At 51.0% G+C, this 19042-nt stretch carries 24 protein-coding genes and 1 tRNA gene; 4 read left to right on the top strand and 21 right to left on the bottom strand.

What is annotated here, in order from left to right:
• Positions 1-338 precede the first annotated feature (338 nt).
• The 17 genes from NI000_RS28240 to NI000_RS28160 form a co-directional block, all read right to left on the bottom strand.
• The gene (locus NI000_RS28240) at positions 339-1376 is read right to left on the bottom strand and encodes a hypothetical protein (protein ID WP_253414698.1); all 1038 of its coding nucleotides are present in this window, start codon (positions 1374-1376) and stop codon (positions 339-341) included.
• A 1-nt stretch (position 1377) separates the two neighbouring features.
• The gene (locus NI000_RS28235) at positions 1378-1659 is read right to left on the bottom strand and encodes a ketopantoate hydroxymethyltransferase (protein ID WP_253414697.1); all 282 of its coding nucleotides are present in this window, start codon (positions 1657-1659) and stop codon (positions 1378-1380) included.
• Positions 1656-2240, bottom strand: coding sequence for a putative phage tail protein (locus NI000_RS28230; RefSeq protein ID WP_253414696.1), 585 nt, complete (start codon positions 2238-2240; stop codon positions 1656-1658). The genes NI000_RS28235 and NI000_RS28230 overlap by 4 nt, the downstream gene beginning before the upstream one ends.
• The gene (locus NI000_RS28225; RefSeq protein ID WP_253414695.1) at positions 2233-3312 is read right to left on the bottom strand and encodes a baseplate J/gp47 family protein; all 1080 of its coding nucleotides are present in this window, start codon (positions 3310-3312) and stop codon (positions 2233-2235) included. The genes NI000_RS28230 and NI000_RS28225 overlap by 8 nt, the downstream gene beginning before the upstream one ends.
• Complete coding sequence (locus NI000_RS28220) at positions 3305-3715, bottom strand: DUF2634 domain-containing protein (RefSeq protein WP_253414694.1); 411 nt, start codon at positions 3713-3715, stop codon at positions 3305-3307. Before NI000_RS28220 ends, NI000_RS28225 begins: the two co-directional genes overlap by 8 nt.
• Positions 3712-4011 carry a DUF2577 domain-containing protein gene (locus NI000_RS28215; protein WP_253414693.1) on the bottom strand — a complete coding sequence of 100 codons (300 nt, stop codon included), beginning with the start codon at positions 4009-4011 and terminating at the stop codon, positions 3712-3714. Before NI000_RS28215 ends, NI000_RS28220 begins: the two co-directional genes overlap by 4 nt.
• 2 nt (positions 4012-4013) lie before the next feature.
• Positions 4014-4997, bottom strand: a complete 984-nt coding sequence (locus tag NI000_RS28210) for an XkdQ/YqbQ family protein (RefSeq protein ID WP_253414692.1) — start codon at positions 4995-4997, stop codon at positions 4014-4016.
• A 12-nt stretch (positions 4998-5009) separates the two neighbouring features.
• Positions 5010-5798, bottom strand: coding sequence for a LysM peptidoglycan-binding domain-containing protein (locus NI000_RS28205; protein WP_253414691.1), 789 nt, complete (start codon positions 5796-5798; stop codon positions 5010-5012).
• On the bottom strand, positions 5798-8026 hold the full coding sequence (locus NI000_RS28200; RefSeq protein WP_253414690.1) for a hypothetical protein: 2229 nt from the start codon (positions 8024-8026) through the stop codon (positions 5798-5800). The genes NI000_RS28205 and NI000_RS28200 overlap by 1 nt, the downstream gene beginning before the upstream one ends.
• Before the next feature lie 227 nt (positions 8027-8253).
• Complete coding sequence (locus tag NI000_RS28195) at positions 8254-8676, bottom strand: phage tail assembly chaperone (protein ID WP_253414689.1); 423 nt, start codon at positions 8674-8676, stop codon at positions 8254-8256.
• 25 nt (positions 8677-8701) lie between these two features.
• Positions 8702-9175 carry a phage tail tube protein gene (locus NI000_RS28190; RefSeq protein WP_253414688.1) on the bottom strand — a complete coding sequence of 158 codons (474 nt, stop codon included), beginning with the start codon at positions 9173-9175 and terminating at the stop codon, positions 8702-8704.
• A gap of 1 nt (position 9176) precedes the next feature.
• Positions 9177-10493 (bottom strand): phage tail sheath family protein, encoded by a 1317-nt coding sequence (locus NI000_RS28185; RefSeq protein WP_253414686.1) that lies wholly within the window; start codon positions 10491-10493, stop codon positions 9177-9179.
• On the bottom strand, positions 10494-10715 hold the full coding sequence (locus NI000_RS28180) for a hypothetical protein (protein ID WP_253414684.1): 222 nt from the start codon (positions 10713-10715) through the stop codon (positions 10494-10496). It abuts the gene before it with no gap.
• The gene (locus tag NI000_RS28175) at positions 10708-11136 is read right to left on the bottom strand and encodes a phage tail terminator family protein (protein ID WP_253414682.1); all 429 of its coding nucleotides are present in this window, start codon (positions 11134-11136) and stop codon (positions 10708-10710) included. Before NI000_RS28175 ends, NI000_RS28180 begins: the two co-directional genes overlap by 8 nt.
• 363 nt (positions 11137-11499) lie before the next feature.
• Positions 11500-12120, bottom strand: a complete 621-nt coding sequence (locus NI000_RS28170; RefSeq protein ID WP_253414681.1) for a hypothetical protein — start codon at positions 12118-12120, stop codon at positions 11500-11502.
• Between the two features lie 131 nt (positions 12121-12251).
• Positions 12252-12764 (bottom strand): DUF1492 domain-containing protein, encoded by a 513-nt coding sequence (locus NI000_RS28165; RefSeq protein ID WP_253414680.1) that lies wholly within the window; start codon positions 12762-12764, stop codon positions 12252-12254.
• 74 nt (positions 12765-12838) lie between these two features.
• Entirely contained in the window at positions 12839-13156 is a 318-nt protein-coding gene (locus tag NI000_RS28160) for a hypothetical protein (RefSeq protein ID WP_253414679.1), read from the bottom strand.
• Positions 13157-13420: 264 nt separating this feature from the next.
• Between NI000_RS28160 and NI000_RS28155 the strand changes: the two genes are divergently transcribed.
• Positions 13421-13867, top strand: a complete 447-nt coding sequence (locus tag NI000_RS28155; protein WP_301292731.1) for a helix-turn-helix domain-containing protein — start codon at positions 13421-13423, stop codon at positions 13865-13867.
• 25 nt (positions 13868-13892) lie between these two features.
• Entirely contained in the window at positions 13893-14363 is a 471-nt protein-coding gene (locus NI000_RS28150) for an ImmA/IrrE family metallo-endopeptidase (protein WP_253414676.1), read from the top strand.
• Positions 14364-14504: 141 nt separating this feature from the next.
• Here the strand turns inward: NI000_RS28150 and NI000_RS28145 are convergent, their stop codons facing one another.
• Positions 14505-14939 carry an ArpU family phage packaging/lysis transcriptional regulator gene (locus NI000_RS28145; protein ID WP_253414675.1) on the bottom strand — a complete coding sequence of 145 codons (435 nt, stop codon included), beginning with the start codon at positions 14937-14939 and terminating at the stop codon, positions 14505-14507.
• Between the two features lie 193 nt (positions 14940-15132).
• On the opposite strand from NI000_RS28145, the gene NI000_RS28140 reads away from it, so the two are divergent.
• A complete protein-coding gene (locus NI000_RS28140) occupies positions 15133-15804 on the top strand; it encodes a helix-turn-helix domain-containing protein (RefSeq protein WP_253414674.1) in 672 nt (223 codons plus the stop codon).
• Positions 15805-15813: 9 nt separating this feature from the next.
• Here NI000_RS28140 and NI000_RS28135 read toward each other — a convergent pair whose 3' ends face one another.
• From NI000_RS28135 to lepB, 3 genes are all read right to left on the bottom strand, one after another.
• Entirely contained in the window at positions 15814-17046 is a 1233-nt protein-coding gene (locus NI000_RS28135; protein WP_253414673.1) for an MFS transporter, read from the bottom strand.
• Positions 17047-17213: 167 nt separating this feature from the next.
• Positions 17214-17284, bottom strand: a tRNA-Gly gene (locus NI000_RS28130).
• A 63-nt stretch (positions 17285-17347) separates the two neighbouring features.
• On the bottom strand, positions 17348-17863 hold the full coding sequence (lepB, locus tag NI000_RS28125; RefSeq protein WP_253414751.1) for a signal peptidase I: 516 nt from the start codon (positions 17861-17863) through the stop codon (positions 17348-17350).
• Between the two features lie 194 nt (positions 17864-18057).
• Here lepB and NI000_RS28120 point away from each other — a divergent pair, with 194 nt between their 5' ends.
• Entirely contained in the window at positions 18058-18987 is a 930-nt protein-coding gene (locus tag NI000_RS28120; protein WP_253414672.1) for an aldo/keto reductase, read from the top strand.
• Positions 18988-19042: the final 55 nt, after the last annotated feature.

Below are 19042 nucleotides of genomic sequence, written 5' to 3'. Positions count from 1 at the left end.
TTCTCTGAATACCTAATTTCGACAGAAAAGACCCTGAAAAATTCCCCCAATATAAATTGAGTTCACTATCGTAATACTGTAGCCACGCAAAATTTTGACAAAAGTTCTCAAGATTTTTGGCAAAATTTGAAATGGAGTTTAGGAGTTTCCTGGAGATAAATGCCCGTCAGACCTCTTTGGGTTTCCTAAACTCCCGCTGTATAAATATTTGTGTTCAAGGTATTTGTCGGATTTTTTGGCATAAAAATAGCCTCGCAAATATCAGGTATATTAATTATTTCGTTAATCCTGGAATATGCTACTGATCGATTTTATAATGGGCTTCCATTCTCCTTCACCTACACTGTGGCGTATCGCACAATGAACTCAATGTAAGAAAAAGGATCATCCGGATTAGCAGCGCCCATACTACCCGCTTGGCAGTCGCAACTTACCGTAAGTTCTATCGGAGAACCCTTCGTTATGCCATTGCTTGCGAAAGCATTAACATCCACACTGTACAGTATCTTGTTGTTGCTGTCCCACTCCTGCACGGCTGTGCCAGCTCCCCAGTACTGCGTATCACTATATCGATGCATCCATATGTTACTATTCACATAAAGTCTATGCTTAGGGTTAGCATACTCAGTAGGAAGGTCTATGCCGATTTTGCTAATCCATATCGCAGCAGGAATACCCTGCTCAGGAGGTAACTCGATTGGTATTGTGTACTTGTACGTTAAGGAATTTCCATCTATTGTTCTAATTCCTTTAGGCTTATAATATGTGTAGTCGACTAATTTAGGAACCGAAGCAGCAATTGTCCCTCCGCTTATATACCCTGCGGGGATTTGAATCAGGTTTGGACCTGGCGTATAGTTCAACTGCCCATTGTTCGGCATTGTACCGGTTTGTTCCCCGTCATCGTTCGTGAAAGTTTTGCCAAAAAGGACATTTTCGGTGGTTGCGCTCCCACCACCTCCTTCACCCTGTAAGATAAAATTTGAGCCATTATATCGTAGCGTGTAGATGCTATCTCCGCGTAGATTATTCGCTAAGACATCATTACCGTTTGTCTTTTTAATCGGCACAGCCCCTAGTCCGTTGATATTGATGGCGGAAGCGCCTGTGTTGGTCGTACTGATTTTCACGGAGACAGCCATCCCTTCATAATACGAGGACGGGGCTGGATTTAATGTGGCAGCATAAGTGTTTGCCGCGCCTGTTGCAACTGCATAGGGAACATGCACAGTATAATTGTCTATATGCTGGTCCAACGTATCCTTTACGCCTTGGAGCTCTGCATGTGCATTCATGACGCCTTTTTCGATCCTGTTCATGTCGTTTTCCGTAACAACCTCATCATATTTCCAATCCGTTTTTCCTGTGTATGCCATGTTAGACCTCCTTCATCGTCATCGTATGCTTAATTATGGTGTCGCTCGTGATCGGCACATATGCTTCGTTAGAGCTTACGACTTGCCCTTTACTGCTTTTGAGTTCGATCAAAGTCACCTCAGACACCGATCCAGCCGGGAGGAAATACTCCAACTCCACGGTATCTGCTTCCACTTTTTTAATCCGAAAGGTATTGATTTCGTAGCTGCCATTCAGCACCACTTTTGCAATTTGCGTATTCGTATACTGAGCCAGTTCATTCAAAAACGTTGTTGGAATCATTTCACCTGTACCTCCTTGCCACGATTGGTGAATAGGGTACTGCCCAGCTTCCATGATGTTGAGAGCCGGGTCATCCGGGGAAGCGGCGTTCTCCAAATGTGCTCCTCCAGTCCGACACGGTCCGCCAGAGATGTCGCCTGGTTATATACAAGGTTCGCCGGTTTGACGGTTTGGACCGTATACTCGATCTCCTTGAAGTACGCCGCATCGGGCACACCCATCGTAATTTTCAAAATGAAATTTTGCCCATCCACTTCCACCTTCGCCACGCCTTGCCCGATGAGGGAATCCAAACGGCTTTGCAGGTAACGGACGGTGAACGGCGGACGCGTGGAATAACGGTTAATCAGCCGGTTGCGCCGGAACTCCAACGTCTCCACCGCCGAGTCCGCGCGAATGCCAACCATGTCCTCCCGCCGTTTGATCACCCATTCCCGCGCTGTCGTGACGAACTGGTTATCCAAAAACTGCCGGACCGCTTGGGCTATCGCCTCGATTTCCTCGTCCTCGGTCCGGGTCAGCTCTTTTATTTCTTTGATCTCGTGAAAATACTCCGGCAAATAAGCCATCAGCTTAGGCATGCAGCGTCACCGTCCCCATCTGCGGGATTTTCTCCGTGGACAAAGAAATGTTCGCCGTCTGACCATTCAGGCGGGTACCCTTCACATCGTTCACCCCGGATACGGTCAAAATCCGCGCATCAATCTGGCTGATCCGGACGATCAGCTGCGATTCCTCCGCCCAGGTTTGCCGCAAGCCGAGCAAATAAGCCGAAATCGCGGCCTCAATCTCCCCCTGCACCTGTCCTACTGTCACGCCAGCACCGAGCGTAATCGTCGTCTCCACGTCGATCTTCACGTTTTGAACGCCGTCAATCGTGACGGTATGTCCCATCGGGGCCAGCCCCCAGCCTTTGCCTTGGTTTACCGTAGGATCGATGGCCGTTTGGACTTCTTCGATCAAAGCGGCGGACGGCGGATCAAAATCGCTGCCCAACAAGGTACATTTGACCGTCCCGCCTCCCTGCCACGCCGGGAAGATTTTGACGCCGCCAACGCCGGGAATATTGCCGATCTTTTGTTTGTAATCCGCTACGTTGCCCCCGAACGGCTTCTCCTTCTGCCCTTGGAAAAACCGCTTCCGCAACGCCTCGTCCGTCTCCTCATCCTCTCCCGGGACAAGTACGTCAGCCAATTCAGCGCGGACAAGTCCGGCGATATAATCGATCGGCAGCAGCGCGCCGAAATAATGGTTCCCGGTGACGCCGGCCGTTTCGCATTCCAGCTCGAACACGCCAGCCGCAATGCGGCGAACAACCGCATACCGGAGGTCCCCGGCCCCGAACCGGCTGCCGACAGGCACATCCGCCGGTGCGTCGGCATTCCCGTAAAATAGCCCCTTGCGGCGCGCTTTGCTGGCCTTTTCGCGCTCCACACCGAACTCGGCCGTCCGCCGTTCCAAAAATTCGCCACTCGACGTGTCCGCAAGCGAAAGGTTCAAATTCGTATCCAGCTGAAAATAAATCTCCGTCAGCTCCAAAGCGGCCGGCGCAAGGGCGTCATAGATGATGCTGCCCTCCCGCTTGTCCACGTCCGTCGGCACACGGGAAAGCATCCGGTTCAAAATCGTTTGAAACGTCTGATGTTCATACACCCGCTCCCACTCCTTTCGTCATCTCAAAACTGCCGTATTGCGATACGACGGTGAACGAAGCCTTAGCTTCGTCCCCCATAATCGTGATCCGCATGTCCTGCACATCCCGAATCCGGTCGTCCTGCATAAGCGCCACCCGGATGCGCCGATAAAGCTCCGCCTGCACGAAAGCGGGCTCTCGTCCAAGCAATCCGGAGAACTCGCGGCCATAGTTGCCGCTATAGATCAAATGCTCAAAACGCTCTGTCTCCAAAATGAGCTGCGCAGCCTGCTTGACCGCGTCCAGCCCGTCGGTCATACCGACGATCCGGTTCGTCGTATTATCCAACCGGTAAGTCCGGCTGGGAAGCTGCGCAATTTCCACGTTCCGGTTGTTTCCCAGCACACCGCCTTGCGGAATCATGCCGTCACCACCCGATCTACAATGACGTACTGCTCCCCGCCCTGCATGCGAAGCAAAATGACGCGGTTACCCGTTTTCAAGCCTTCCCGGATGACGATTTCCTGCCCACCAACCGTCACTCGGTAATCGGTCAGCTGCTCTGGAACAATTAAAAAATCCTCTGTCAGCGTAAACCGTTGGTCAATGGTTACACTCAGAGGACTTTCGCTTGCTACCGTTCCGTACAATACGGATACCGGATTGCCCGCCTCGACAGCATCGAGACCGGCTTGCTTGATAAGATTTAAGAGTCCCATTCCTACCTCTCCCCAATGCGAATGTCGATTAATTCCAAACTCATCGTATGCTCGACACTGCCGTCAAATTTATGCGTGCATTCGTTGACCAAAAAGCGTTGGTTCAATCCAAGCTCTTCCATGTTAATGGAAACGTAGCAGCCGGCCCGCACGCGGATATCCCCAAGAGCGTCGATCGAAAACGACCTTTGCTCGCGGTTTTTCAGCTGGATCAGATTGTCCAGCATTTCTTTGACTTTTTCGACGCTCACCTTTTCGTCGACGGTCTGGTAATGCTGAAGCAGCCCCCATTTGGCAATGGTCCGGCTGTCTTGAATAATGTAGAGCTCTCGCTTTCCGGATTCTTTATTGTCCCGGACGATCTTGATCTTGTTGCTGGCGTTGTCGAGTGAGCGTTTTTGCTTGTAATCGTAGACAAGGCTTGTGTCTCCAAGTGAAAAATTCAATGCCATGGTTTCAACATCACGAAGCGTCAACTCCCCGAAATCGTCGAACAGGACGTGAATTTTTTTCGTGGCGATTAACGTCTTGTCGAGCGCTTTGTAAATGATATCAAGCAATTTCGTGTTGTTTTCGCTAAGCCCCGGAATGACGTGCTTTGTATCGTCCAGCTTTCCAAGCTTCAGCCCAAAGTCTTTGCCGATGCGTTCCACCACTTGCGTCGCCGTTACATTCGAGAGCACGTAAGAATCATTCGCAAGCAAATAACGCATTTGATCATAGGCCGTAATCTTTACGGTTTCCTCTCTCCCACTATCGATGGAGAAAATATAGCCGTAAAACACATTGCGGCCGTCTTGTCTGACCCGGACAATGTCGCCGAGGTTGTACTTGAATTCTTTCGCTTCGTAGAATCCGCCCTTGATCAAGGTCATTTCAAAGCTTGAAGCCTGCCCGACCCGGGCGGTTTTAAATGTCGCTTCGGAGACGATCCCCGAAAGGTCCCATAGGAAGCCGTCCTTGTTATCGATTTCGATCTGGAGCATGACGGTCCCCCTTTACTTTGGCGGCAGTTTCAGTACCGTGCCGTCTTTGATACCTTCCACTTCCGAATCCGAAATCCCATTAAACTCTTGGATTTCACGGGCACGCGCACTGTCGCCATAGTACTTTGTGGATATTTTTGTAAGACTTTCTCCATCTTGGAAGGTATGCGTCTCCGGCATGACCCCTTCGTCCGGGCGGGCAGGCTGCTGTTGAACGAGAACGGTTTCCCCTTTGGCATTCACAACGGGCTGAACATTTCTGGCGGAGTAAAAGACATATTCCTTGAGAGACAGCGAATATTCGATATCACCTGGGGAACCGGCCACTTCCTTCCATTCGAACTTTTCGATCGACGCCGGAAAGTTAAGGTCCCGATCGCTGGCGTTATCTAGTTTCCCATCTTCGCGACCGCGTCGAACGATATACATAAAACGAATGGGATGCTTGGTTTCCATCCATTTGCGGATATCTTTAACGTATTTCATCGGGTCATGAATCCCATCTCTAAGATACAGATACTTCGGATTCGGAGTCAGCTCCGGAATTCCCTGTACAATAAACGGATAGTTGTGCGATTTTGAGGGAAAAAAGCTGCTGAAGCTGACCGTTTTCAGCCTCGGGCTCTGAATGACATTAATTTCGCCCGCACGCGTCTCCTCTGTCCCCCCGCCTTTGCCGACAATGTTGTACGTCTTCCCTTGACCTTCTTCCGAAATTTCGATCGATTCCGGGTTAACCGGCAGCCTCCAACCCTCGGCCTGGTTATTAAAGCTCAAATAAATAAAATAATGGTCTTCCATCACGCGTACACCCCTTGAGCGGAATTTGCGATTTCGCGCGACATCACTTCTTCGATGCGCCGGATCATTTCGTTCGCATCGGTTGGCTGGTGAATATCCCCGGTGGTCACTTGCACGGTCGGCGTCAGCGTCACAAAGTTTTGGATGCTTTGAATTTCAGCCAAATCCCGCATAACCTTTAAGTCTTCGCTGGAGATATCGACCGTATTATCGATTTGGCCGATCGAGTTCACGTGGTTGAGATTAGGAAGCTCGGAGCCGGGCTGCTTAGCTGGTGGCGAATCCTTATTGAGCATATTGTTCCAGCCGCTAAATTGCTGTTTCATATTAGCTCCCTTATCTGCAACAAATTTCATGGCGTTTTCGGCAAAACTCTTTCCTTGGTTATAGCCATCCAAAACACTTTGCTGCTCCAGCCTATATTTAGACAGATCAAATTTTGCTTTTCCTTGTTCCGGCTTTAAGTCCTCTACCCATTTGCCGTCTATTTGTCCAATGACCGAAATATTTTTGCCAAATGCTTTATTGATTTTTACAATAATCGAATCTATATCTCCGATAATTGTATTGATAAAGTCGAGCACATCTTTTGCCACTTCGTAAATCAAAGTTTTAACGGCGTTTACAGGATCATAAAAAGCATTTGCCGCAGATTCTACGAAAGTAACAATGATATCCCAAAGCAGGGCAAACACGTTCCGCAGAAATGTATATAAACCGAAAAATACCCCTATCACTATAGCGACAATCTCGCTTGTTGACACGCCGACCTGATTTAAAATATCTATCAGCAACATGATGATTCCGATGATCAACAGTATCGGCCATATTCCAGCAAGCCACTGGATCAGCCAAATGGCAGCAAGAACCAGAAGCACCCCGCCAAGAATAAGCAGAACGTTTTGAACCGTAGTCCAGTTATCCAAGAGAAACTGCACAACAGTTGCCGTTACGCTGGCGATACCATACAGCGCAGCTGAAAGACCGTCGAAGAACGGCTGGAACTTCCCGGATTCAAACGCCTCATTGATCATCGTTACGATTGGCATCAGCGCTGTCAAAGCGGCTTGTCCCGAATTAGCAAAAGCGTTTTTGATGTGATCGCCCAGAGTAGCAATTTGCTCGGTTGGGACATCGGAGATTTTGTCATATACGCCCTGCCCCATATTATTCAGTTCCAAGAGCTTCTCTAGAGCGGAAATGAACCCGTCTGCATCCCCTTTTTGCGTAAGTTCTTCAAAGTTCAAGGACTTTGCTTTATCCGGACTTATCGCAAAACGCTCCAGCAAGGAATCCATCGCTTTACCGTCTCCGCCAAGAGCCTCTTTTATCGCTGAGCCATTCTCTTCAAGTCCTTTTTTCTCCGGATCGAAAAAAGCAAGGCGTTGGGCTATTTTATTAAGCTTGGTAATTTGGTCCGAGTTTTCGGTTACCGACATGAAATTCAAAGAATTCGCCAAGTACTCTTTCACATTCGTCCCCGACTTCATCGCTTCATCTTTGAACATCTCAAACATATCCGTACCGACCTGCTTGCTGCCCGTGCGCTTAATGAACATTTCCTTCTGATCCTGCTGCTCCATTGCTCCTCCAACGGTAGCTTGGAAAAGCTTTTGAGCATTTTCAAGATTTACAATTGCAGATGCTTGCTTTTGAAAATTTTCCAGCATCCCTGCACTTTCTTTTTTTCCTTTTTTCAACTTATCATTGACTTTGTCTTGGGATTGGGCAAGTTCTTCGTTCTTTTTGGCCGCATCGCTAAAAGGATTTTTTTGCCCCGAACCATTCTTTATTGCTTGAATAACCCTATACATACGCAAAGCGTTTAGTAAGAGAGTCGATACATGCACAGCGTTTTGTAAAAACGAGCCCTTTGACGAATTGGCTTGGTTTGAATCTTGACCTACTGCATCCGTTTGTGACTTGCCAGAGTTTCCCTTCTTGAAAGGCCCCCATTGCGTCATCTTGTTTTTAAGATTTGTAAACGCACCGGAAAATCTCTTGACGAACGTCTCCTTTTGAGCATCGGGACTGCCTTGTTTTGCAGGTTCTAACGCCACTCTGTGGTCAATTCTTCCCAAGACTTGGGAAAACCGTTTACCGACCGACTCCTTTTGTCCCAAAACTTTGCCGGTACTTTGGCTGGCCTTGCCTGCTTTCAACGTTTTTAGCTGCAGCCCTTTGGAGATTTGGTTAAAAATTTTCAAAAGTGCTGAAACTGACGCCATTACTCACCCTACCTCCTTTCAACAACCTAAAAAGAAGCGCCTCCTAAGAGACGCTCCTCATAGCCCTTTTTTAGCGCGGGCGCGCTTTTCCTTTTCCACCCGCACGTCGATCATGGCGTAGATCGCGGCCCTTTCGCGCCGCGACATCGCCATAAGATCCTGCGGTAAAATGTGAAGCTCGTGGAGGGCATAGTAGGCGTAATTCGCCTCGCCTGCGCCCTCGTTGATCAGTTTTTTACTTCGTCAACCAGCTCGTTCATATCCTTGTCGAAGCCGTTGAGCTCCTGCACCTTTTGGAGCAGGTTTGCGTACTCCCCGGGGAGCAGCATTTTGCGCAGCAGCGACTCGGCGCCAAGCACGCCGTACGATTGCTGCAATTCCGCGTCCTTCAGGTTCGGGAAAACGACGCTGTTCACGGCCAGCTTGGCGATATATTCATTCTGGTCGACTTCGGTGGTGTAGCTGCCGCCTTTGCCTTTGACGCGCTTCGTGACGGCTTTGCGTACCGCCTCGTTTTCCTCCTCCGTCATGCTGCGGAGGCGCCAAGGTACCGGAACGCCCTCCCGGTCCTTGAATCGTTCGGAAATAACGACTTCCTCAATCGTGCTGGCTTCTGCATTTTGGGCAAAAAATACGCTTAAATCGCTCATGAATCATGTCCTCCTGTTAATGTGATTAGTTCATGGAAGGGGCTTTGAAACGATCTTTAATTTCGATACCGTCGAAGGTGAAGGAGATTTCCTCCTCCAATGTGTCACTTCCGGTATCGAGAGACGCCATAATGACGCTGTCCAGGTTGACATTTTTAATAATAACGGTTTGCATTCCAACGGAAGAGGAAGGATCCTCGTTCGTTACCGTAATATCGAAATAAGTATCCTTGCCGCTGACCATATATTCATTCATCAGATCACGGAAAAGCGTAGTGATGTAGTAAATCGTCATGCTGCCGGTGCCCTTCCAGCCTTTCGCTTTGCTTTGCGTTCCCCGGCGGCCAAGCGCCTTGATTTCGGCCTTTTCCTTCTCGACTTTGGCTTCCAGCTTTTTAACGTAGAACATTTCTTCCGCATTTCCATTAATCGTTGCATAAGCACGGCCTTCCTGACCGCTAATCGTATCGCGAGCATGTAACACTTTTTGTTCTGCCATGTTACTTCACCGTCACTTTCATGTAGATTTTTTCAATCGAATCCACCGGCTGGATGTGCAGCTCTACAAATACGCTGTCAGCGTCCTGGCCTTGAATGACATTCACGTCGGTTTCCGAATTGAAGCTTTGGATGGCCGCGTTCGCCTGCAGCGTTCTCAAGTAAGTAACGACCTCGTTCCACAGCAAATTGCGGCCGTCGTGGTCGTTGTTCACTTTGCCAATGTAGAATGTCTCGAAAATCCGCTTAATATCGTTGGCGATGCCGTCGAGCACGCGGATCACGCGGTTTTTGGAGAATGCTTTGCCCTTGGTCGGCAGGAAGCTTTTGAACGTGTTCAGGTCCTGCTCGATAATGGCACGGCCTTTGTTTTGCACAAAAACAACCTCACCGCCGCGCAGTGCGGATTCGATTTGGGAGTTCGTGTAACGGATGTCCACGTCGACCGCATCGTCGTACGCTTGGTACGTCAGCGATTGGTTTACCTGCGCCCCGGCTGTAGCCGCAGCTACCCATACCGTCGCTTTCACCGCATCCAGAACGGTCCCGTCCTTCAGCACGACGCCGTTTTTGACGCTGATGATACCTTCGAAGTCGGCTGCCGGATAGTTTTCCAGCACGGCCTGAACCTTCTTGCCTTCGGTGTCTCTAAGCCGCTTCACGAATGCCGTGTAGACGGATTTCAACGTAGCGTCGCCGGATGCGAGCGCCATCGTTTGGAAGTCGAACACTTCGATCGCCCCGAGGTAATCGGTATGGTCCTGGTTCGTCACGGTACCGTCAGCACCGCCGGTGAGCGAAGCGCCCGCCGTTGCCGTCAAATCGCCCGTGCCGCTAAATACGACCCAATCGTTCGCTTTCAGCCCGGCGATATTGGCCACGATTTGGGAATCGACGGATTGACCGGCCAGCAGCGTCTTCACGTCGAATTTCGTATTATCGTCGATATTCGCTTGAACGACGACGGACAAATCGTTGCCGCGCACGCCGCCGTGCTTAGCTGTCACTTTCAGCGCGCCAACCGTTGCAGCCGCCTTCGTACCTGCATTCAAACGATACAGAAGCACCGTTTTGGCACGTTTCAAAGCCTCCCGAACCAGCAGCAGCTGAGGCGCTGCGATATCGTAGCCGAGCAGCGTTTTCACATCGTCTCCTGCAGCCACGGTCAGCACCTTTTTCGCTTCGCCCCAGCCAAGCGGCAGCGCCATCGTCATAATCCCGCGTTCGCCGGCTGCACCGGCCGGTTTACCTTCACCTTCGAAATTGATGTACACCCCTGGGCGTACTTTGTTTTGAGTTGTCCATGTTCCGCCTGCCATCTATTCCACCGCCTTTTTCAAATATTGTTCGATTTGTTGTTTGACCTGATCGGTCGTATACGTTTCCTCATCTTGCAGCAGAGCGTTCAGCAAATCTTTTTGCTGCGCCGTAAACAGCTTCGACTCCAAAAACTGCTGCTTCGTAAAGGCCGGCAAGCTCTCCTGAGCCGCAGCCGTTTCTTCCTTCATGGCTGCCGCTTTCGACGTCCCTTTTTTAATCATGTCGGATATGTTCCTCCTGTACTAGATTTCGCATCGTAGGCACGGCCTCTTTCGGCCGCATCACATGAACCTCGAAGCTTACATAAAAATGAAGCACGTTGTCCGCCAACGTGTAACGCATACCTGAGCTGCGATACGTATGACCTTCCCACGAGATCAGCTCAAGCCGCTCGTACAACGTATCCCGGACCGTCTCGCAATCGCGAATCAACTGCGGACTACCCGGAACCGGAAAGTAGGCGATGTCGAACGTCCCCGTCCGGATATACCGGCGGTTCATTACGTGCTTCTGCGCACCTTCCGTTTGCCGAACAAAAAAAGCAGGCTTCGTAAAGCCCTGCTCGACTTGTTCCGTATAGACGCTCGCGGCCGGAAACAATTCCTTGAGCCGTTTCGCGATCCCCTGCTTAATTTCTTCCACGTTCACCACCCCGATAGAAGCCGGATAAAAGCTTCATGAATTGCCGCAGCTTGCGTTTCCGCCTGACAGCGGCTTACACCTCAAAGGGTGCTCCGGAAATCGCCTGCTCGAACTGTACCATCCAGTTTGCGCAACCGCTCCATATCCTCCCTCCCCCTGAAGCCTAATCTTGTACGGCGGAGCGAATGCAAAAAGAGCCGCATCGCTGCGACTCTTTCGTTCGTGTTCCCCTTAGCACAATTATCTTACATTAACATCATAGCACGGGAAAACCGCACTTCGTTACAAAGGTTGTCCATGGTTAATCCAACGCTTTTACAGCGAAATTCCGACGAAATTCCACCGGCTTCCCCCGAATCAACCTCAGCCCCCAACCTCAATACGACCTACCTCCGCATACAGCTCCTTCGCGGCATCCCGCACTTCCTCACACACCGAATCGCAAAGCTTGCGAATATCTTCCTTATATAGAAGCAAAATTTGCGCCGTATAATAGACGAAGCTGTAAAATGCCTGATCGGAGACGGGATCGTCCTCCCAACGTTCCTCATCCTCTTCTTCGTCTTCCGGCCAAAGCTCGCTTTCGCGAAGCAGATCGGTGATGGACGGAAGCGGTTCCATATCGACGACATGGCCTAGCGTATCTGCGCACGCAACCGCAATGGGCTGGCACATGTTCAGGATCGCCACGATTAGCGCATTCAATTGCTCCCGCTTCGGCTCGCTTAATTCCTGCTTCATAGAATCGCTCGCAGCTTCGCCAAGCATCCGCATCGCAAAAATGACGCCGAACGGCGTAGCGTGCCACAGCGTGCTTTGGTGCTCCAGTTCCTCGGCCAATCGCTCGGCGGCTTTGCCCATTGCTTCCCCATCTCCATGAGCTATCGCATGAAACCATTGCGGGAACGCCGCTGCCCGTCCGTAGGAGGAGATCAGGCGCTGCCACGGAATGTCTTCCATTTTAACGGTTTTAATGAATGCCAAATCCTGCTGAAGCATCGGTTCCTCCCCATTTCCTCATTCTTGAAAATTAGCTCTATTATAGCACAGGCAAATCTTGCCGCGCTGGTCAAGCAGACCCATAACGCAAAAAAGAGCCGCAGCCCGCTGCGACTCTAGCTAATCAATATTCCGTATTCCTTCAACGCTTTGCGCCTCCATCCATAGAAGGTGGATAGGGAGATGCCCAGATCGCAAGCGATGTCATTCGGCTCGTTTCCATCCACATACAATAACTTGAGCACTTGCGCGTATTCGTGCTTAAAATCGTCTAGAGCGTCCATGGCTTGCTCCATCTGCTCTTTTTGCCGTCCCAGCTCCTCCAACTCGCTTACCCGCCCCAGTATCCCCTGATAGCCGTCCGATGTACCCAACTGCCCTACCAATAGCGCCTTGATTTTCGCCTCTGTGCTTCGCAGCGCTTCTTGGTCTGCGCTGGATGCCACCAGCTTCCGCCATTGCCGGTGCAGGTCTTGCAGCTGACCGTCCTGGACTATCGTGCCGAGCCGCAGACCGCCGCTGACAGGGTACTTCTCAAGCATCTTGATTCGTCCGACAAGCCGTTTATATCCGCGAAGCTGATCTATAGCCACTTTTTCGTAGTTTTGTTCGAGATTAAGCATCATCATTCCGGTTTGTTCCCCTCTCGTCATTCTCTGGAAGTATGTCCGATCGAACTTACAGCTTAAACTTGCAACAGCATTCACCCGAGCTTTTCCGCCGCGTGGAGCAGCTCGTCAAAATATTCCGTCGGAACGTCCGGCAGCCGTTCGGCGCCGTAGTTCCGGAGGAGCGCCCGAATTTCACATTGACGTCCGGCTTGAACGAGCCCGGCAAACTTCGTCCGCATCATCTCCAAAGTCACCGGTTGACGCGGTTCCCAAGGACCTGCTTGCCCACTGTAAACCTGTTCCGCCTTGCTGCTCTTCGCCGTTTTTGCGGCAGCTTGCCGCCGTTCCCTTGCAAGGTTAGCCGGTTGAACCGCGTTTGCAGATTCAAGGTTTTGGACGTAATTCGTCATATTCGAGGCGCCTCCATTCGTTAACATAGCGTTCGCTTTACGAAACTAAGAATAAGCTATTAGCTTCAAAATGACAACCATTCTATTTAATCATATAGATTAATTATCGCATAAAAACATCTAAAAAACAAACTATTTGCTTAATTTTTCTCCCAATTTCTTCATTTTCAGTTTTCCAAAGCTTGATAATTAAGCTAAAAGCTGATATAATGGAAACAAATGTTCTTCTATTAAAAAGCCAGTTCAGAAAAGGTGAAATGTCTTATGGGGAATCGGGTGCGGGACATTCGAAAAGCAAGGAATATGGCGGGGACCGTTGTCGCCGAACTGTTGAACATTACGCCTCAATATTATTACGAGATCGAAAGGGGAAAAAAACGGCTGAGCGCCGATATGGCCGGCAAGCTCGCCGCCCATTTTCAAGTGACGACGGATTATCTTCTGGGCTTGTCCGACGAGCCTTCGCCGAACGTATCGATCATGGAGGAGAAGCGGGACGCGTCTCCGTTGACACCCAAAGAAGAGAAGGACATCGCCCGGGATCTCGAAAGAATGCTCAGCGATCTCGAGTCTGATGAAGCACTTGCCTTTCATGGCGAAACCTTGGATGAGGAGAGTAAAGAATTGCTGCGAATATCGCTAGAGAATTCCATGCGGCTTGCCAAGCAGTTAGCGAAACAGAAGTTTACCCCGAACAAATATCGAAAATAAAATCGATACGGGGGTAGATAAGCAGATGCGAAATTCGAAACAAGCAGCCTTGCAACTGATTAAAAAGTACGGAACGAACAACCCTTTCAAAATCGCATCTCAGAAAAACATCCATGTTCTCTTTGAGCCGCTCGGCAACGTTCTCGGCTACTTCAGCACGTACAAACGAATCCGCTTCATCCATATCAACCAAGGCCTGGATAAATCCGGCCAGCGCTTTACGTGCGCGCACGAGCTCGGGCACGTGCTCCTTCACCCCAAGGTGAATACGCCCTTCCTTCGCAGGAACACGCTCGTTTCGATCGACCGGATCGAGAGCGAAGCCAACCAGTTCGCCGTGGAGCTGCTGATGCCCGACGAGCTCATTCTGGGCGGCATGACGATCTACGAAGCGGCGGCAGCCAGCGGCGTGCCGCAGGAAGTGGCGCATTTAAAGAGTCTTCCGAAGCGGCAACACAGTATCTGGAAAGGCGAAGATACGTATTTTACCATCTGACCAGCGTAAGTAAAACTCAGAGCCGGTGCTCCTTAGCGTAGGAAACACCGGTTTTTTCAGTGTACTCCCCAACAGATCCGCATAGAAAAATAGACCGCCTCCCACGAGAGAGAACGGTCTAATTGCTGCCTGCTTATTCTGCTATGTCAGCTCGAACCCGCAATCCACTTCCAAAAATAAAGCCATTTCGTACATCGCCGCAAGCCGGTTTCGGTCGTACGCATCCTTGGACATGCTCAGCCTGTCGCATACCTGCGTATCCGTCGGCGTATTTTGCCGCATATACCGCGTTTCGATGATCGACCGCTGCTTGTCCGGCAGCAGGCTCAGTGCGATTTCCACGGAATCGCATACGTAACTGCGGTGCATTTGCTCATTTACGTTGTACACCGCGATCTGCGCGGTAGGATCGCTTACCGCATTCGTCGCCCCATGGTACCGCGGGTCATAGCTGGCCGTAACCCGGGCTTCGCGGCGTTCGAAGCTGCTGTATTTGTAGCTCCGATATAGAGCCAGCCGTTCTTCCATGGCTGCGCGGACGGCTTTTTTTTGCGCAAGCGTGAGCGTATCGATCATAGCGACCACCTTTCGATTCACCCGAATGGTTATTCTTGCAGTGGACAAGCAACCGCGGGCTGCTGTTCATCTTTTCTTGTTTTGTGTTAGTAACATTATCACATATTCTTGCTATTAGCAACAATATTTCCGATGATATTTACTAATAACAAGTAAATGTGTATAATAGAAGAACAAGAAAGGATGTGCGCGGATGAACGTTCAGCAGTTCGGAGCCTATTTAAAAAGCCTAAGAGAAGCCAAAGGACTGACACTTACCCAATTGGGCGATCGGATCGGTTACTCCAACCCTTATTTGTCTCAGATCGAAACGGGCAAGAAAAAAAACATGCCCTCGCCCGAACTGCTGGAGAAGTTGGTCGAACCGCTGGGCGTCGAGTATGCCGATCTGATGGCGGCGGCTGGCTATCGGAAGCTTGCCGATACCCACAAGTACCGGCAGGCGTTCCAAGACCTGCTCCATATTCTCGGTATCGACCTCGACGGGATCGTTCAAGCCCTTCCCGTCATTCCCCGGGCGGCCATCAAACGATTGGAACAGGAATATCGCCCGTTTTTCGGCGACGATTTTAAGATTACGCCGGACACGCTGCAAGCTTTGCTTCAGCAAGATCCGCCGAAGGTTGAGATTTACAAGCTCATCGGCCAATTGGAAAACATGGCGGAGCAATTCCGAACGACAGGAGCGGGCACCGAAAAAACCGATACCCAGACGCTCGAGCATCTGTACGATATCGGCAAGTCACTCCAATATGTGAGCGGCCTTCACTACAACGGCCACCTGCTCACCGATCAAGACCGGCAGCGTATTCTGGGGATGCTCAAGCTGCTGTTCCCGCAATACGAGGAGCAGGCCAACGATTGAGACGGGGTGCTACAGGTGTTCGCGCTCCAGCAAAGCCCCTTTTTTCTGAAGCTGCAGCTGCACGAAACCGTACGCGGATGACACGAGCAGCACGCAGCCGGAGACGATGTAAACCAGACGAACGCCTACAACGTCTGTTACGATTCCGATCACGGCAATGGATAACATCGAGATGAGCTGGACCAAGGTAGACCGGGCTGCCGCCACTTTAAGCAAGGTATGCTCGTCCGAGCTATTTTGAATCATCGACTCTTGCGCCAGATCGCGGATTTGATAAGCCGGCCCCATCAACAGGACGAGCAGCAGCGCCAGCATGCTGTTCGATACGAACCCGTACAGCAGCGTCAGTACACCGAACAGAGACGCTCCCAGCAGCATACTCACGGTCAGCTTTCCTTGCATCCGGCGGGAAAGCCGAAGGACGATCAAGCCCCCGACGATAGTACCTAAATAGTAGCCGCCGTTAATATATCCCCACCAGGCTTCACCTTCGTGCAAAGCCTCTTTGACAAAAGTTAACGTGACGGCTCCGATCCAGATCGTGCCAACCCAAGATTCGATCAGATCCATCATGACGAGCACGCGCAGTCCTTCATGCCTGTAAAGAATTTTCCAGCCTGCCGTCAGTCCGGCCACGAATCCTTGTCCCGTTCGAAGCCCTGCCGGTTTATGCTGCTTGCCGTGCCGCTTCAACAGGAACATGCATCCGATCGATATGACGAGCAGAGCAAAAGTAATCCCAAGCGCAGCCCCTTGGCCCAAAACCGTCAGCAGTACGCCACCCAGAGTCCACCCGGCAAATTGGAACGTTTGATCCACTGTCGATAGCAAGCCGATCGCTCTCACCCGCTCCTCCTCGGGTACGACGGCCCGAAGCAACGAGCTTTTCACAGGCGAGAACCAGCCGTTAAAAAAAGAAATGATCGCGAGCAGCACCATCATGACAATCAAGCTCGAAGCCGAAACGTCCTGAGTCAGCATCAGCGCAAGACACAGGAGAACGACCAGCTGCGTCGTTTGCGAAAAGATCAGCAGCACGGGAAGCCGAAAACGGTCAGAAAACGACGGTAAAACAACGCCGCTGACAATTCGCGAAATTGCGCTGATTAGCGTCACGGCAGCGGACAACGCCGTCGAACTGGTCTGCGCATAAAGATGCATGACCACAACCATCGTATAAAGCGCAAATGCGAGATTGGTTGCCGTTTGGCTGACCAATAAAGCGTATAATGATCGGTTCAAGCGCAATCCCCCGCATAATAAATATACTTTTTATACTCATATGTATGTTAAATGTGTAGAGTTTATTATAAATGCGTCGGCTTGAGGAAGCAATTGTTTTCTGGAAATTAAGCAAAAAAAATAGACCGGCCTCGATAAAGGCTGCGGTCTATCCTATAACCAATGTAAGCGGGTGATGGGAATCGAACCCACGCCACCAGCTTGGGAAGCTGGAGTTCTACCATTGAACTACACCCGCGCGAAAAGGGGTTGCGCTTATTTATTATAAGCGTTCCCTATCGTTTTGTCCAGAGGTGGCCCGCTACTTAATCTCCCCGATCTGATCGAACGGATAATAACGGAACAGCGCCTTGCCGACGAGCTTGCTTTTGTCCACAAACGGCGTCGGCCACAGATGCGAATCCAGACTGTCGTTGCGGTTATCGCCAAGGAACAAATATTTCCCTTCCGGCACTTGAACCGGGCCGAACTGGTATTTCATCGGCTCCTTCACATAAGGCTCGTCAACCTTCTCGCCATTGCGGTACAACGCGCCGTCCTTCACTTCAATCGTATCGCCCGGCAGTCCGATCAGCCGTTTGATGTAGCGCTTGTCTTCTTCTCCCTTGAGCGGCGGATAAAAGACGACGATATCGCCGAACTTAAAATCGGTCAGCGCGACCATCTTTTCCACAAACACTTTATCGTCGAGCTGAATGGTCGGCAGCATCGAACCGGTCGGCACCTTCATCCCCTGCGCCACGTATGTGTTGAACGAAAAGCTGATGATCACAGCCAAGCCAAGCGGCGCTACCCATTCCTTCGCCCATCGCATCATTCGGTTCAAGAGCTTCTCCCTCGCCTTCTCAACGTCGTTTCTCTTAACTATACCGGATACGAAGGAAAAGAGTATTAAAATAACCTTAAAATTAGAAATCGGCCCGCCCTTCGCCGTACATTTGAAGCAAGCTAGCGAATTAGGTAAAATCAGGAGGGAGCGCACAAAATCATTTGCTCGAGGAGGGATTATCGATGAAATACCGGAAGCTGGGCAAAACAAACATGAAGGTATCCGTCATCGGCGTCGGCACGTGGCAGTTCGGCGGAGAATGGGGCAAGCCGTTTACCCAGGAGGAAGCGGATGCAATTTTGGACGAAGCCAAGGCGTGCGGCATCAACCTGATCGACACTGCGGAATGCTACGGGGACCATACGTCCGAATCGCTCATCGGCAGCTACATTTCCCGGGGACGGCGTGATGATTGGGTCATTGCCACCAAGTTCGGGCATCAATTTCATGCCCATCTGGACCGGAGTCAGGAATGGTCGCCGCAAGCAGTGCTGGCACAGCTCGATGCCTCGCTCAAAGCGCTCCGGACGGACTACATAGATCTTTATCAGTTTCATTCGGGCACAGACGAAGCCTTCGATCAGGACGAGCTGTGGACCTTGCTGGATAAACAAGTACAGGCGGGAAAAATACGGCATCTCGGCACGTCCATCGGCAGCAACGATAACCTCCATCAAACGGACGCCTCCGAACGCGTGAATTCGAAGGTGATTCAAGTCGTTTACAACCGGCTCGACCGCAAGCCGGAGGAGCGGGTCTTCCCGTCCTGCGAGCGCCAAGGACTCGGCGTGCTGGCGCGCGTGCCGCTGGCCAGCGGCTATCTGAGCGGCAAATACAATCCCGGCGCCTCGTTCGCGGAGAACGACGTCCGCCATCGGCATGACCCGGAGCAAACGCGGCTGAAGCTGGAGGAAGTGAAGCGCATCCGCGAGCACGAGGTACCGGAAGGCATGGACATGGCAACTTGGGCGCTGGCTTGGTGCCTGAAGCATCCTGCGGTCAGCGCGGTGATCCCGGGCTGCAAAAGCCGCCAGCAGGTCATCGCCAACGCCGCTGCCGCGAAGTATGTCGGTGACGGTCACCCGCAGGCTTGGAAAGAAACAAACGCCTAAGCATCCGAGCCGGTCGCTACCATGCCTCCAGGAAGGAAGCCAAGACCCCTCTTGC

The sequence above is a fragment of the Paenibacillus tyrphae genome (assembly GCF_024158745.1).
Taxonomy (GTDB): domain Bacteria; phylum Bacillota; class Bacilli; order Paenibacillales; family NBRC-103111; genus Paenibacillus_G; species Paenibacillus_G tyrfis_A.
This window is presented reverse-complemented; position numbering and strand designations above follow the sequence as displayed.